We start from the raw sequence: 14807 nt of genomic DNA, 5'->3' as shown, positions 1-14807 counted from the left end.
AAAAGGCCGGACGCGCTGGCGCCCGGCCTTCTCCGTATTCAGTCCGGCAAGGTCATTCGGCCTTCTTTACCGTGTCTTCCAGGAAGAAGCGGCCGAGCGGGTTTTGATAGAACCCCTCGATGTTCTTGCGGCTGACATTGCGATAGGGGCTGTAGAAGAGATCGATCCAATGCGCATCGTCCTTGGCGATGGTCTGGATTTCAATATACATCGCCTCGCGCTTGGCCGGGTCCATCTCGACGCGGGCAGCCGCCACCAGATCCTTCACCTTGTCGTTCTTGTAGCGGGTCATGTAGTTCATGTTGGCGTCATGCCCGACGACGAAGGTCGTCTTCTGGTCGGGATCGATGATGTCGTTGGTCCAGTAATTCATGGCGAGGTCGAATTCACCGTTCACTTCCATATCCCAGGACGAGCTGGGATCGACCTTGCGGATGTTGACGGTGACACCCGCCGCCGCCAATTGCTGCTGGATGAGAATCGCGGTCTGTTCGGCGACTTCGTCGCCGGTATCGACGATGTAATCGAGGGTAAGATCAGACGCGCCGGCATCGGCCAGCAATTTCTTTGCACCTTCGGGATCGTAAGGCCGCTTCAGATTATTGGCATTGTGATAAAGGGCGCCCTTCGGGACGAAGGAATAGGCGACCTCGCCGAAGCCGAAGGTGACCGTGTCGACGATCGCCTGCTTGTCGATCGCCATGTCGAGGGCTTGGCGCACCTCTTTCTTTCCGAGCGCGCCCTTCTCGTGATTGATCAGCAGATGATCCTCACGGGTCGAAGTGTCGAGATGCACTTGCAGATTCGGATCCTTCTTCAGCTCCTCGATCCGCGAGAACGGTACGAAGATGGCGGAATCAAGCTCGCCCGCCTGCACTTTCAGCATGCGCGTGTTGTCGTCGGGGATCGAGATCCATTCGACGCCGTCGAGGCTCACGCGGTCGGCTTCCCAGAAATTCGGATTCTTCTTCAGGACGACCTTTTCGCCGCGGACCCATTCCTCAACGGTAAAGGCGCCAGAAGCCAGGGGCTTCTCGGCCCAGGCTTCTTCGCCCATCTCGGCCAAACCCTTTTCGGAGAGAATGGAAGCACCCGGCATGGCAAGAGCTGCCAGGAACGGGGCCGTCGGCTGGTTCAAGGTGATGACCAGAGTGCGGTCGTCTTTCGCTTCCGCCGTCTTGATCACCTTGTACATATCGGCCCAGAGCGATTCCGGGTTGTCGCGGATGCGCGTCAGGGTGAAGGCCACATCCTTGGCCGTGATCGGCGAACCGTCGGAGAATTTCGCATCGCGGATCTTGAAGGTATAGGTCACCCCGTCATCGGCGATCTCCCAGCTTTCGGCGATGCCGGGTTCCAGCTTGGTGCCGGTCTTGTCGACGCGGACCAGCACGTCATAGACATTCGAAAACACCCAGAAATCGACGTTCTGCGCAGTCTTGATCGGGTCAAACGTGGTGCCGTCCTCGCGACGGCCGATGCTGAGCACCCCATCCGCTTCGGCGATACTGGTGCCGATGGTCAGCAGCGCGAGCACGCTCGCGACGCCGATGCCGAGTAGCTTCTTTTTAAGCATGGATCCTCTCCCTGGTTGATTGATGGTTCGTCTGTGGATCGTCATAGAGATGGCAGGCAATTTCGCAGGCATTGATGAAGCGCGTGGCCGGTACCGGATCCTGCCGGCAGATGGGCATCACCGCCGGACAACGCGGATGAAAGGCGCAGCCCGGTGGAATATCGAGGGGGCTCGGCGGTTCGCCGCCCAGAGGATCATTGGGAAGGCCGCGATCCGGATCAATCTCGGGGATCGCGCGCATCAGGGCCTTGGTATAAGGATGTTGGGGATCGCTGAAAACATCCTCGGTGCGACCCATTTCAACGATGCGGCCAAGATACATGACCGCGACGCGGTCGCAGAGGCGCCGCACCACGCCGAGATCATGGGCAATGAAGATGAGGGCCAGATTCATCTGCGATTTGAGCTCGATCAGCAGATTGATGATCTGCGCCTGGATCGAAACATCGAGGGCCGCCACGCATTCATCGGCGATGATGAGCTTGGGCTCGACCGCCAACGCGCGGGCGATCCCGGCACGCTGGCATTGACCGCCGCTGAGGGCCGCTGGCCGGCGATCGGCAAGATCCGGCGAGAGTCCGACCATCGCCATCAATTCGGCGACACGTGCCTGGATGCCCGCGCGTGGCACTTTTCCCTGCACCGCAAGCACTTCGGCAATGGCGGCCCCGATGGGGAGGCGCGGATTGAGCGCGTTATAGGGGTCCTGGAAGATCATCGCGGTTTCGCGCCGCAAATGCGCGATGCCGGTGGCATCGGCGCCGGCGATGTCGATGCCGTCGAAATAGGCGCTGCCGCCGGTGATCGGGCCGAGGCGCAGAAGCGCGCGGCCGAGCGTGCTCTTGCCGCAACCGCTTTCGCCCACCAGACCCAGAGTCTCGCCCGGCAGAAGCTCGAAGCTGACACCGTTCACGGCGCGCACGAAGCGCTTGCGGTCGGCACGGAAATGTACCGCCAGATCCTCGACCCGTAGCAACGCCTTGCCGGAGCCCGTCATGCCACACCTGCCATCACCGGACAGGCGGCGAGATGGTCCGGCGCCCGCTGGAGCAAAGGCGGCCGCGCCGCGCGGCATTCATCCACCGCGAGATCACAGCGCGGATGAAAGCGGCAACCGGGCGGCATCTGACCCGCAACCGGCGGCTGGCCGGGAATGCTGGGCAGCAACCTGCCCCCCACCGCATGGTTGGGCTGGCAGGCGATCAATCGCGCGGTATAGGGATGGCAGGGCGCCTTCAGGACAGCGCGCTTCGGTCCCGTCTCGACGATGCGCCCGCCATACATGACGGCGATGCTGTCGCAGGTCTGGGCGACGACACCCAGATCGTGGGTGACCAGGATGATGGCAAGGCCGCGCCGATCGCGAAGATCGAGAAGAAGGCGCAGGATCTGAGCCTGCACGGTGACATCGAGCGCCGTGGTCGGTTCGTCGGCGATGAGCAATTTGGGATCGCAGGCAAGAGCCGCCGCGATCATCGCCCGCTGCCGCATGCCGCCGGAAAATTCATGGGCATAGCCACGCGCCCGGCGTTCGGGGTCGGGAATACCGACCTGACGCAAAAGATCCACGGCTTGCGCCCAAGCCTCGCGCGAACTTACCCCGCGATGGGTGCGGATGGCCTCGGCCACCTGATCGCCGATGCTCATCACCGGATCGAGATGGCTGGCCGGATTCTGGAAGATCATGCCGATGGAGGCACCGCGCTCGGCGCGGATCGCCCGGTCGCTGAGCTTGGCGAAATCGCGACCGTCGAAGAGGATTTCGCCACCCGTAAGCGCTAGATTGGCGCCCGGCAGGAGACGCATCAGTGAACGGCAGGTGACGCTTTTGCCGGAGCCGCTTTCGCCGACGAGGCCGAGAACCTCGCCTTGTGCGACGCTGAAGCTCACATCGTCGACGATGTCGAAGCTGCTGCCATGGCGTGTCGCCGTGACGCGCAGATTGCGGACATCCAGAAGAGTGCTGCTCATTCGCGCACCCCGAGAAGCTCGCCGAGGCCATCGGCCAGCAGACTGAATCCCAGGGCCATGAAGACGATGGCAAAACCCGGAAAAGCCGTGATCCACCAGGCCGTGGTGATGAAATTCTGGCCTTCCGCGATCATGACACCCCATTCCGCCGTGGGCGGCTGCACGCCGAGACCGAGATAGGAAATGGCGGCACCGTTGAGGACCACCAGCACCACGTCGGACATCGAGAAGACGATCGAACCGGTGATGGCATTGGGCAGGATATGGCGAAAAAGCACGCGGAAATGCGAGAAGCCGAGGCTGCGCGCGGCCAGCACGTAATCGCTGGATTTCAGCACCAGGACCTGGGCGCGGATGAGACGGGCATAGGAGACCCAACCCACGAGCGCCATGGCGATATAGAAGCTGGCGAGACCCGGCTGGAGAATGGCGATGATCGCCAGCATCAGCACCAGGAAGGGAAAGGCAAGCACCACATCCACCACACGCATCGCCACCGCGTCGACGGCACCCCCCGCATAGCCGGAAACGGCGCCGATGGTTGTGCCGATGAGAAAGGGAAAGATCACGCCGATGAACCCGATTTGCAGATCGATCCGCGCCCCCCAGATAACCCGGCTGAAGATGTCGCGGCCGAAATTATCGGTACCGAAGAGATGGGCGAGGCTGGGCGGTTGCAGTTTGATCGAAATATCCTGCGCGATCGGATCGAAGGGCGCCACCAGGGGTGCCAGGATCGCCAGCAGGAAAATCAAACCGACGATGCCGCCGCCGAGATAAAGCGGCGTTGGATAGCGGCCGAAACGTGGCAGCCAGGCGGGCCGGGGCGAAAGTGTCTGCGTGGCCGCGGCCATCAGAGCTTCACCCGGGGATCGATGGCGACGGTAAGAATGTCGGCCAGGAAATTCACCAGGACGGTCGCACAGGCAAAGACCATGGCCACCGATTGCACCACCATGTAATCGCGCGTGAAGATGCCGCGCACGAGGAGCTGGCCCATGCCCGGGATCGAGAAGACCGTTTCGATCACGACCGAGCCGCCGATCAGCCAGCCGATATTGACGGCAAGGAGATTGATCGCTGGAATGACCGCATTGGGAAGGACATGGCGCCAGAAGATGCGCCGCTCCGAGGTGCCGCGAGCCCGTGCCGCAGTGGCGTGATCGGACGCCAACTCCGCGATCATGCTGGCCCGCAGATTGCGCGTGATCACGGCGGAGAGAGCAAGCGCGATGGTGAAGCAGGGCAGGACCAGGTGATGCAGGCGCTCGGGCCAGGAACTGCCATATCCGGCCACGGGAAAGAAATCCAGTTTCACGCTGAAGAGGATGATCAGCATGATGGCGAGCCAGAAAGGCGGAAAGCCGAGCCCTGCCGTCGAGAAGAGGCGGATGCCGTGATCGGTGACGCGGCCGCGCTGGGTGGCCGCCAGAGCCGCCAGAGGAATGGCGAGGGCGAGGGCCAGAAAGACGCTGCCGCCCACCAGCAGCAAAGTTGGCTCTATGCGCTCGCCGATCAGGCGCAGGACCGGGATCTTGTAGAGAATCGAGCGGCCCATCTCGCCGGCGCCGAGGTTTTTGAGAAAGTAGAGATATTGCAGCCAGATCGGCTCGTCCAAGCCGAATTGCGCGCGGATGCGCTCGATCGCCTCAGGTGTCGCCTTGGTGCCCAGAAGCACGCGGGCGGGATCACCGGGGATGAGGCGCACGAGAACGAAGGTGATCAAGCTGATGCCAAAGAGCACCGGCACCAATTGCAGGGGCCGGGTGAGAACGAAGCGGTAGCGATGGAGGGCCATTCGGGGAAACCGATCAACCGCGATGGCGTTTGAGGAAATCAATCAGCACCGGATAATAGGCATGCGGCTCTTCATAGAACGGCATGTGGCTGCTGTTCGGGAAGACATGCAATTCCGCATCCTTCAAATGCAGCTTCATGCGCAGCGAGCAGGCCGGTGTCAATTCGTCATGCTGTCCGGTGGTGATGAGAACCGGCACCGGGATTTTGTGAAGATCGGGAACGCGGTTCCAATCCTTGAGGTTGCCGGTATAGAGAAACTCGTTGGGGCCCTGCATCGTCATATAGGGGCCCATGTTCCAATCGTCGAGCGAACGCTTGACCGGTGCCGGCCATTCCGACAATCGGCAGACATGGCGGTAATTGAGGATGGTAACCGCCGCCTGGTATTCGGGGTGGGTGAGCGTGCCTTGCGCTTCATGCCGCTGCATCATCGCCACGGTTTCTGAGCCCAGGGCATCCCGCAGACGCATCAGCTCGCTGATCAGATGCGGCATGTCGGCATTGGTGTCCTCGAGGATCAGCGTCTTCAAATTCTCGGGATGCGTCACGGCATATTCGATCGAGAGCCAGCCACCCCAGGAATGGCCGAGAAGATGCACTTTGCCAAGGTTCAACGTCTTGCGAACCGTTTCCACTTCCGCGACATAGCGCGTGATGTTCCAAAGCTTGGCATCATTCGGCCGGTCCGAGGCACCGGTCCCGAGCTGGTCGAAGGCAACCACGCGGTAACCCTGATCGACGAGGCAGGAATGCGCCTCGCGCAGATAATCGCAGGGGAGTCCCGGCCCGCCATTGAGACAGAGAACGGTTTCCGGTCCCTTGCCGAAAACATAGGCGACGACACGGTAGCCATCGATCGTGATGTCATGCCGTTCGTCGGCGGGAATTTCGCGCCACATGCCAAGCCTCGATCCTGTCCGATCGGCCGCTCTTTTCCGGCGGCCCGAAGCGCTGATGCTAGTGCTTTGCAAGGCGCGATATCAAGCGGCATCGCCGCCTAATTCTTGATCGATCTGCCTATGACGCTGCCCAGAACTTCATCAATGCGATCGCGGGCACGTTCGCATTCATTGCGCGTGCCGGCGAGGAACAGGCGGCCGCTGGCACCGATCATCTGCACGTCGACCAGCGTGATGCCGGGTGCGACCTTCTCCGCTTCGTTGGCGGCGACCGAGGCAAAGAGTGCCGGCTCAAGTTCGTAAACCAGCAACGACTTTCCCGGGAGCAACATTGAGGCTTCGCGCGTGCGGTTGAGAATGATCGCGTGCTGGTCCGAGACGTCTTCGATGATGTCGGCATAGAGGGTGCGCGGCTTCAACTGGTCCTCGGCCTTGTGGCCGATCCCGTCCAGGATCGCCTTCCCCGCTTCGTTGAGATGCGCAAGATCGGCCGAATGCAGTTCCAGGATGCCGTATTGTCGCTCGGTATAGAGGAGGCCCGGCTCCATATCCGGCATCTTCTTCAGGGCAAGATCGCAGATGCGGTGAATCGCCAAGGCCGGTGCCACCTCGATGATAAGCGAATGCTCGCCTTCCATCGGCGGATAGCCGCGTGCGCGCGTGGGCGTCGACATATAGGCCGCGAATTGGCGGCCAAGATCCTTCACCAGCAGATAGACGCGGAGTTCGGTCATGAGACTCTCTTGCGTACAACACCCCTTCTCCCCCCTTCAGGGGGGAGGTCGGGAGAGAGGTATGGGCTTGCAAGATCTTTGCTTGCATGCCCCAACCCTTCCCTCCCCCTAAAGGGGGAGGGTTCTCCCGCGAGAGGCATTGCTCACTTCCCCGACGCGGTCGAGAAATGCTTGCCGAGATCGGGATGCGGGCGCGGGATGACGTGGACGGAAACCAGCGTGCCGACGCTGGACGCCGCTTCGGCGCCGGCTTCGGTCGCTGCCTTCACGGCACCGACATCGCCATTGATGATCACGGCGACGAGGCCGTCACCCACTTCCTCGCGGCCGACCACGGTCACGTTGGCGGCCTTGACCATGGCATCGGCGGCAGCCAAAGCGGCGACGAAACCCTTGGTCTCGATCATTCCGATTGCGTTGGACATTTCTCTCTCCTTGCTTTTCTAAAGGCGGTTACTTGGATTTCGATTTACCAGTCTCGTCGAGCGAGCCGATGATAAGGGCATCGATTGGAATCTTGCCGCCACCCAGCCAGGAGGCAGCGGTGGAGCCGGTCACGATCAGCACGTCCTCGCCCTCGCCGCAGCCCAGCACATCGAAGGCGATCATGCGGCCGCCGCCATGGCTTTCGACTTCAAGGAAGGCGCCGGAAGGAATGTGCTCGATGCGCTTGGTGGCCCAATACCGGCCCACGACCCGACCACGAATCATTGTCCGATCCTCTCTATGCTGATGTTGCGTGCCTTGGCCTTGTCACGGGCCAGGGGCGTGACGCTGACGCCTGGCGCGAGGAGCAGGCGCGTGATGTCCTTGGACAGTTTGGCGATCACCGATTCCGTCACGACACCCTTGTCGATGCGATGGGATGACTGGGCGGCAGATGTGTGTGCCGCTGTCACTGTTGTCGCCCTCGCATCACCAGCCAGGTGAAAAGGATGTCTGCCGGCAAGAATCGCGGCCCGGATCTTCGGATCCTCGGCCAAATGCAGCACGTCACGGGCGAAGGCGGCGAGATCGGCGTCGCTGGCGATGCGTGTCACAGGCGGCATCGAGACCTTGCCTGCCTTGAGATTCCGCACTTCCTCGGCGATCACGTCGCGGATGAGATAGCGGATCATGTCCTTGTCCAGCATCACTCTCATCCCTCCAGCGCTTTGAGGGCGGCTTCGGCGCCCATGCGGACGTCGGATTCCTCGCCGGAGAGATAGACCCGGCCGGTGGCGCCGAACATGCGGTAATCGATGACCTTGATATTGGCGGTCTTCTCGGCCTCGTTGGTGGCGAGGATGGCGTAGGAGGCAGGCTGCATTTCCAGCACGAAAAGCGATTCCCCGGGCAGGATCATGGAGCCCGATTTGTTGCGGTTGATGAGGAAGGCGTGGCCGTGATCGATGCGGGTCACGATCTTGGAAGCCAGGATCTTGGGCGGCGTCGCTTCCGCCGATTTCGCATCAAGCTCTTCCAGCACGGCTTCGGCCGCGGCCTTCACGGAAGATGTCGAGCGGGCATGGAATTCGAGATAGCCGTATTGCCGTTCCACCACCAGCATGCCACCGGAGACGTCGGCGTGTTTCAGCGCCACATCGGTCAGTGCCTCGATATCGAGGCCCGGCGCCACCTCGATGATCTGTGCCGCCATGTTGGTGCGCGGCAGGCGGCCGCGCATGCCGCTCGCCATGTAGCAGAGCGTCTGCGGCTGCAGCTGGTCAATGAAGATGAAGGAGCGGAGCTCGGCCATGATGCTTAGGTGTTCCTCATGACCGGAGAGCCCCGCGCAATTCCTCGAGCACCATGCGGCGGATTTCCTCGCGCATCAGCGCCACCTCGTCGATGGTACCCGTCGCCGCTGGCGGCTGCGGCTGCGGGTCCTGCGCGGCATCGGCACCTTCCTGCAGGCGACCGAGGGAGATCGGCGCCTCACGGCCGAAGGCGAGCGCCGGCCCGGTCGCCCAAGCATCGAGGCCCTCGAACGCACCAAAGGCTTCCGCCGGCTCGTCGTTATAGGCGATGCGGGTCCAGTTGATGAGATGCTGCGGCCCGACATTCTCACCCACGGCGGAGGAGCCGAAATAGCCGGTGCCGATGGTGAAGGCCGGGGCTAGATGCGTGCCGAAACCGGCCGCCCCCTGGCTGCAGGGCGCGTTGACCACCACGCGGAGCGCCTTCACCGCCGCCCCATAGGCGAGGATGGTGGGCGCGTGCTTGCTGTGGATCGCCGCCGAATGGCCGGCGCCCGAGAGGCGGATGAGGGCCCGCGCCTGGGTGATGCCGGCTTGCGCATGCGGCACGCGCAGAAAGCCCAATACCGGACAAAGCTTTTCCTTGGAGAGAGGCTCATCGATGCCGATGCGGTCGATCTCGGCCAGGATGATTTTGACGTTTGCCGCCAGCTTGAGCCCGGCCAGCTTGCCGATCTCGACGGCCGATTTTCCCAGCACCTCGACATTGAAGGTGCCGCGACCGAACAGCAATTCGCGAAGTGCCGCGACTTCCTCCGGTTTCGCCATATAGGCACCAGCCGATTTCAGCCCCTGCAGCAACCGGTCGGCGATGCTCTCAACCGCGAGCACGACACTTTCATTGGTGCAAAGAATTGAATTGTCGAAGCTCTTCGATTCGACGATTCGCTTTGCCGCCAAAGCGAGATCGGCGCTCTCATCAACGAGGACCGGCGCATTGCCGGGCCCGACGCCGATCGCGGGGTTACCCGACGAATAAGCCGCCCGCACCATCGGCGTCCCGCCGGTCGCCAGAATGACACCAACACGGGGTGATTTCATCACATGCTCGATCAGCGGCAGGGTGGGCTGTTCGACCACCTGGATGACGCCCATGGGCGCCCCGGCATTCTCCGCCGCCTCGGCCATCAGCAATGCGGCCCGGACCGAGCATTTCTTCGCCATCGGGTGCGGCGACAGGATGATGGCGTTCCTGGTGAAGAGCGCCATCAACACCTTGTAATAGACGCTGCAGACCGGGTTGGTGGAGGGCGTGAGGGCAAACACCACGCCGGCCGGACGCGGCAACTCAACCATCTTCAGTTCCGATTTGATCCGCGCCGTGCAGTAATCCTCGGCCGCGTAAAGATCATGGAGCGCCTTCGATGTGAGCTCGTTCTTGATCTTCTTGTGAGCAGCGACACCGAACCCCGTTTCGGCAACGGCCGCATCAGCGAGCTCGCCGGCATGGGCAAAGGCCACATCGGCAGCAGCTCGGGCGATGCGGGCGACGTGCGCCCGGTCGAACCGTGCAAACGCCGCCGCCGCCCATTCGGCGTTCTGCAGCATCATGTCGGCGGCACCGGTTGCGCGCTGGTCGCCGGCCAGAATTCCTTCAACGATCGCGGTCATGTCATCTTGCCTCTAGGCCGCACGGATCTTGCTTCGGCCTCGGCCTATGCACTCGGCATAGGCCAGCCCCACCGCGCGCTCGACGCGTTCCAGCACCTCGGCGCAGAGATCGGCGGTCATCAGCACGCCCGGCTTGAACTGCAACACGCGCGGATCGAGCGTCGAGAAGATCGCCCAGACCCCGTTTTCATAAAGATGTTTCATCACCGGCTTGGCACCTTCCGGGAAATTGAACTCGAGGCCCATCACCAGCCCGCATTGCCGGATACCGACAAAGAAATCGGGATAGAGCTTCATGATTTCCTGGAGCCCGTTGCGGAAGGTCTCGGCGATGTAATTCACCATCGGCTTCATGGTCGGGCGCTCGAGGATTTCCAGCGTCTTCATGGCGACGAGACAGCCAAGCTCGGCGCCGCCCATGGTCGACATATGCGCAAAGCCATCCTGGGTCAGCCACCCCGCATAGGGTTCGCGCGCCACCACGCAGGCAATCGGATACATGCCGCCCGAGATGCCCTTCCCCGTCACCATGATGTCGGGCTGGATGCCATAGCGCTGATAGCCCCACATCTCGCCACAGCGCATGAGGCCCGTCTGCACCTCGTCGGCGACATAGAGGGCGCCGTATTTCTCGCAGAGCTTCTTTACCTCCTGGAGATAGCCGGGGAGCGGCATCGGGAAGCCATAGGTGGCCGGGATGGTTTCCATGATGAGGCAGGCGACATCCTTGCCCTTGAGGGCATCTTCCATCGCATTGAGATCGTTGAACGGCACATGGACGAAATCGTCCGGCTGCTCGGAGAGAAAGATCTTCTTGAACCGGTCGGCGCCGGCCGCCACCGCAAGGCCGGTATGGCCGTGATAGGCATTGACGATGGAGACGATCTTGCGCCGCTGCGTGGCGTGCCGCGCGGTTTTGAGCGCGATGTCGATCGCCTCCGCACCGCCCGAGGCATACATCGTGTAATGCATGTCGCCGCCGCAGATCCTTGCGAGCATTTCGGCGAGGGCCGTACGGCCTTGATTCGGGAAATGATGGTTGCCCATGTCGAAGCGCTGCATGCCGCGATTGAGCACCTCGATCAGTTCGGGATGGCGGTGCCCGATATTGTAGGTGCCGCCATTCAAATGGAGATCGATCAGGCGGCGTCCGTCCATGTCCCAAAGCAGATAGCCTTCGCGCCGGTCGATCACCAGATCGACGCCCATATCCTGCCAGGCCTGGGTCTTGCCCGGATTCCAAAAGGTCTTGGATTTCGCGATGAACTCGCGCTTTTCCGGGCTTTGCGGCTTGGGATCGGGCATCGTCTGGCTCCGAATGTTCAACTGTATTGACTGAGATAGCGTTCGGCGAGTTCGCAGGTGCCGGTGCTGTAGCCCGGACCTTCGGTCCGCGCGAGATCGGTTTCGCTATGCGAGCCCATCCAGGCAAAGAGCGTCATGCGGCGCATGAGGATAAAGGTCCACAACTCTTCCTCATCCTCCTTCGGCAGGGCACGCACGCGGCGATAGCCTTCCTTCCAGGCTTCCATAAGATCGGGCACGTCGGCGCGGTCCTCGAAGAACGAGACCGCCGTGCCGGCGTCATAGAGGAACCAGCCGAGGCCGCAATCGTCGAAATCGATGACACGCACGTCGCCGTTATGAAGCAGCAGATTGGCAAGGCGGAAATCGGCATGGATGAGGCCGTAGCGTTCCCGGCCTTGGCCGAAACAAGCCAGGCGCTTTTCCATGAGATCGACCGCGCGCTGCAGCAACCGGGCGCGGTCGGGGGAACAATCCGGCCCGTCGCGCCATGAACCCCAGTTTGCATTGGCGCCGAAGGAATGCTCGAAATCCCAGGCGAGCCGCTCGAAATAGGGCGGGCGCTGCCAATTCTGGCTGTGATTGTGACAGCGCGCCGTGACCTCGCCCAATTGCCGGAAGGGTGCCACGAGATTGTCCTGCGGCGGCTCGATCCCGTCGATGAATTCGAAGAGCACGCAATGACGGGGATTGGCGAGTGCGGGATGCGAGACGGATTGAATATCGGCGCCGTCCTTACCCGGAATAGCCTGGGGCGTCTTCACGCCGCCCTCGGCCTGGAGCGCCCGCATCCAGGCAAGCTCCGAGCGGATCCCGTTCTCGGAATGATAGCCCTCGCGGTGGACGCGCAAGATCACCGGCCGCGCGGCACCTTTAGCCGTCACCTTGTAGGTCCAGTTTTCGGAATGGTTGATGAGGGCGAGATCGGCACCCTCCAACCCCCAGCGCGGCAGACTCGCCGCCGCCACCTCATCCACCGCTTTCAGCAATTGTTCCGTTGTGAGCATACCGCTCATCTGCCCTGTCCTCGTACACGAGATGAAAAACCGGCTTCTCTCAGCCGAATCGCGCCATAGCAAGCCAATTCGGCCGGCCGCTTATCCGCGGACGGCATGTTTCATCTTGGGAGCAGGTTAGCTCCCGGATGTCATCCGCGCTTGACCCCAGCGGCGCCGATCTTGACAGCTGAGGCTTGAAGGCCTGGTGTCCCGCGTGCCATCATTCCTTCTTATCCACAGTTTGGCCCTGTTCCATAGTTTGGCCCTGTCGGCCTGAGGGATGTTTGCCATGACCTCCGCTCTGCTGGATGCCAATTCCCAGTCACGCCGCGAAGCCGGGCCGATCGTGCTCGCCGCTGCGGCGACGGGGCTTGTCGATTTCATCGAGGCGCAAGGTGGCGATGTGGATTCCATTTTCGGGAATTCCGGCATTGCCCCGGACATGGCCGGCGCGCCGACACTGAAGGTCAAATTGTCGTCCTATTGCCGGCTGTTCGAAGAGGCGTCGCGCCAGATCCGGAGCGGTCGCTTCGGCGCCGGCAATTTCGGCCTGTGGTTCGGCCAGCAATTCCAGCCACGCGATCTCGGCATGTGGGGCTATGCGGCGGTCTCGGCACCGACCTTGGGCGCGGCCCTCGACAACCTGGTGCGCCTTTTCCACTACCATCAGGAATCATCTGCCATGCGTCTTCAGCGCGGGCAGGACGGGATGATGCGTCTCGAATACCAGATCTATGCCTCCGAGATCGTCGAGCGACGCCAGGATGCGGAATTGTCGCTAGGCATGTTCGCCAATGTGATCCGCGATTGCTGCGGCCCGAAATGGGCGCCGGCCGAGGTGCATTTCGAGCATCCACGGCCGGAATTCTGGAAGGAGCACGAAGAAGCCTTCGACGCCCCGGTCTATTTCAGCCAGCCCACCAATGCGCTCATCTTCCGTCCGGAACTCCTCGAACGGCGCATGCCGGGGAGTGACCTGCAGCTGATGACCATGATGCGGACCTGCCTCGAATCCCTGGGCTCGCATCGGAATGGCGACGAGGGCCTGGTCGAGCGGGTGAAGACCGCAATCCGCGTCTCGCTGCCGGGCGGCTATCCCAGCCTCGAACGCATCGCCCATGATCTGCGCGTGGCACCCGCGAGCATCCAGCGCGAGCTCGCCGAACAGGGCCTCACCTACAAGGACGCGATCGAGGTGACGCGGCAGAGCCTGGCGCAGATGTATCTCGACCAGCATCAATTGCCGCTGACCGAGATCGCCCTTCTGCTCGGCTATTCGGAACTATCCGCCTTCACCCGCGCCTTCACCCGCTGGACCGGGATTTCCCCACGGGCCTACCGCAAGCACGGGCATTGAAGCCTCACATCTGCGCCAGGGCGTCCGGGGATTCGGGCAGGATCTGGCCGCCATCGACGATGATGGTCTGGCCGGTGATGTAGCCGGCTTCGCGGCTGGCCAGGAACAAGGCGGCATAGCCGATATCCTCGACCTCGCCCAGTTTGCCGAGCGGCACGGCAGCGGCCATGCCCTTCATGTATTCCTCGCCCATCGCCTTGAGGCCGTCCGAGAGGATGTTGCCGGGCAGAACCGCATTCACCGTGATGCCGAATTTTGCCAACTCCATGCAGGCGGTGCGCATGAAGCCCAATTGCCCGGCCTTGGTGGCGCCGTAATGGGTCCAGCCGGGGAAGCCGGTGATTGGGCCGGTGATGGAAGACGTGATGACGATGCGCCCAGCACTGCTTTTCTTGAGATAAGGGATGCAGGCCTTCACGGAGAGGAAGGTGCCCTTGAGATTGACATCCTGGACCTCATCCCAGACTTCCGGCGACATGTTCTCGATCGTCACCTGCGGGAAGATACCGGCATTGGCACAGAGCACATCGATGCCGCCATGGCGCTCGGCGGCTGCCTTCGCCATCTTTTCCATATCGGCCAGCTGGCTCACATCGGCGGAAAAGGCGCTGGCCGTACCACCTTGCGCGACGAATTCCTTGGCTGTCGCTTCGGCTGAAGCCAGATCGCGCCCAACGACCAGAACCTTGGCGCCATGCTCCACGAAGACCCGTGCGATGCCCTTGCCGATCCCCTTGCTGGCGCCGGTAACGATGACGGATTTTCCTTTGAGCGATGCTCCCAACATGAATCAGACCCTCCCCGAGATTTGAGCGCG

Annotated in this window: 16 protein-coding genes; 1 reads left to right on the top strand and 15 read right to left on the bottom strand. The window is 62.1% G+C overall.

The window, feature by feature from the left end:
• Positions 1 to 52 precede the first annotated feature (52 nt).
• The 14 genes from ACE3PR_RS07290 to ACE3PR_RS07225 all read right to left on the bottom strand — a co-directional run bounded on the left by ACE3PR_RS07290 (position 53) and on the right by ACE3PR_RS07225 (position 12651).
• Positions 53 to 1576, bottom strand: coding sequence for an ABC transporter substrate-binding protein (locus ACE3PR_RS07290; RefSeq protein ID WP_374369859.1), 1524 nt, complete (start codon positions 1574 to 1576; stop codon positions 53 to 55).
• Entirely contained in the window at positions 1569 to 2573 is a 1005-nt protein-coding gene (locus ACE3PR_RS07285; RefSeq protein WP_374369856.1) for an ABC transporter ATP-binding protein, read from the bottom strand. The genes ACE3PR_RS07290 and ACE3PR_RS07285 overlap by 8 nt, the downstream gene beginning before the upstream one ends.
• Positions 2570 to 3547 carry an ABC transporter ATP-binding protein gene (locus ACE3PR_RS07280; protein ID WP_374369853.1) on the bottom strand — a complete coding sequence of 326 codons (978 nt, stop codon included), beginning with the start codon at positions 3545 to 3547 and terminating at the stop codon, positions 2570 to 2572. Before ACE3PR_RS07280 ends, ACE3PR_RS07285 begins: the two co-directional genes overlap by 4 nt.
• Positions 3544 to 4401: an ABC transporter permease gene (locus tag ACE3PR_RS07275; protein WP_374369851.1), complete on the bottom strand. Its 858-nt coding sequence runs from the start codon at positions 4399 to 4401 to the stop codon at positions 3544 to 3546. The genes ACE3PR_RS07280 and ACE3PR_RS07275 overlap by 4 nt, the downstream gene beginning before the upstream one ends.
• Entirely contained in the window at positions 4401 to 5345 is a 945-nt protein-coding gene (locus tag ACE3PR_RS07270) for an ABC transporter permease (RefSeq protein WP_374369848.1), read from the bottom strand. Before ACE3PR_RS07270 ends, ACE3PR_RS07275 begins: the two co-directional genes overlap by 1 nt.
• 13 nt (positions 5346 to 5358) lie before the next feature.
• Entirely contained in the window at positions 5359 to 6246 is an 888-nt protein-coding gene (locus ACE3PR_RS07265; RefSeq protein WP_374369845.1) for a proline iminopeptidase-family hydrolase, read from the bottom strand.
• Between the two features lie 98 nt (positions 6247 to 6344).
• On the bottom strand, positions 6345 to 6980 hold the full coding sequence (locus ACE3PR_RS07260; protein ID WP_374369842.1) for a microcompartment protein: 636 nt from the start codon (positions 6978 to 6980) through the stop codon (positions 6345 to 6347).
• Between the two features lie 143 nt (positions 6981 to 7123).
• Entirely contained in the window at positions 7124 to 7405 is a 282-nt protein-coding gene (locus ACE3PR_RS07255) for a BMC domain-containing protein (RefSeq protein WP_320502228.1), read from the bottom strand.
• 28 nt (positions 7406 to 7433) lie between these two features.
• On the bottom strand, positions 7434 to 7691 hold the full coding sequence (locus ACE3PR_RS07250) for a EutN/CcmL family microcompartment protein (RefSeq protein ID WP_374369839.1): 258 nt from the start codon (positions 7689 to 7691) through the stop codon (positions 7434 to 7436).
• On the bottom strand, positions 7688 to 8113 hold the full coding sequence (locus ACE3PR_RS07245; protein ID WP_374369836.1) for a hypothetical protein: 426 nt from the start codon (positions 8111 to 8113) through the stop codon (positions 7688 to 7690). Before ACE3PR_RS07245 ends, ACE3PR_RS07250 begins: the two co-directional genes overlap by 4 nt.
• Positions 8114 to 8118: 5 nt before the next feature.
• Positions 8119 to 8718 carry a BMC domain-containing protein gene (locus ACE3PR_RS07240; RefSeq protein WP_374369833.1) on the bottom strand — a complete coding sequence of 200 codons (600 nt, stop codon included), beginning with the start codon at positions 8716 to 8718 and terminating at the stop codon, positions 8119 to 8121.
• A gap of 16 nt (positions 8719 to 8734) precedes the next feature.
• Positions 8735 to 10330: an aldehyde dehydrogenase family protein gene (locus ACE3PR_RS07235; protein WP_374369830.1), complete on the bottom strand. Its 1596-nt coding sequence runs from the start codon at positions 10328 to 10330 to the stop codon at positions 8735 to 8737.
• Positions 10331 to 10342: 12 nt separating this feature from the next.
• Positions 10343 to 11635, bottom strand: a complete 1293-nt coding sequence (locus ACE3PR_RS07230) for an aspartate aminotransferase family protein (RefSeq protein WP_374369827.1) — start codon at positions 11633 to 11635, stop codon at positions 10343 to 10345.
• A 17-nt stretch (positions 11636 to 11652) separates the two neighbouring features.
• Complete coding sequence (locus ACE3PR_RS07225; RefSeq protein WP_374369824.1) at positions 11653 to 12651, bottom strand: phosphotransferase enzyme family protein; 999 nt, start codon at positions 12649 to 12651, stop codon at positions 11653 to 11655.
• A gap of 271 nt (positions 12652 to 12922) precedes the next feature.
• Here ACE3PR_RS07225 and ACE3PR_RS07220 point away from each other — a divergent pair, with 271 nt between their 5' ends.
• Positions 12923 to 13990 (top strand): AraC family transcriptional regulator, encoded by a 1068-nt coding sequence (locus tag ACE3PR_RS07220; protein WP_374369821.1) that lies wholly within the window; start codon positions 12923 to 12925, stop codon positions 13988 to 13990.
• A gap of 4 nt (positions 13991 to 13994) precedes the next feature.
• Here the strand turns inward: ACE3PR_RS07220 and fabG are convergent, their stop codons facing one another.
• Positions 13995 to 14777 carry a 3-oxoacyl-ACP reductase FabG gene (fabG, locus tag ACE3PR_RS07215; protein WP_374369818.1) on the bottom strand — a complete coding sequence of 261 codons (783 nt, stop codon included), beginning with the start codon at positions 14775 to 14777 and terminating at the stop codon, positions 13995 to 13997.
• Positions 14778 to 14807 lie beyond the last annotated feature (30 nt).

Origin of the sequence: Dongia sp. (assembly GCF_041909655.1) — a bacterium.
GTDB lineage: Bacteria > Pseudomonadota > Alphaproteobacteria > Dongiales > Dongiaceae > Dongia.
This window is presented reverse-complemented; position numbering and strand designations above follow the sequence as displayed.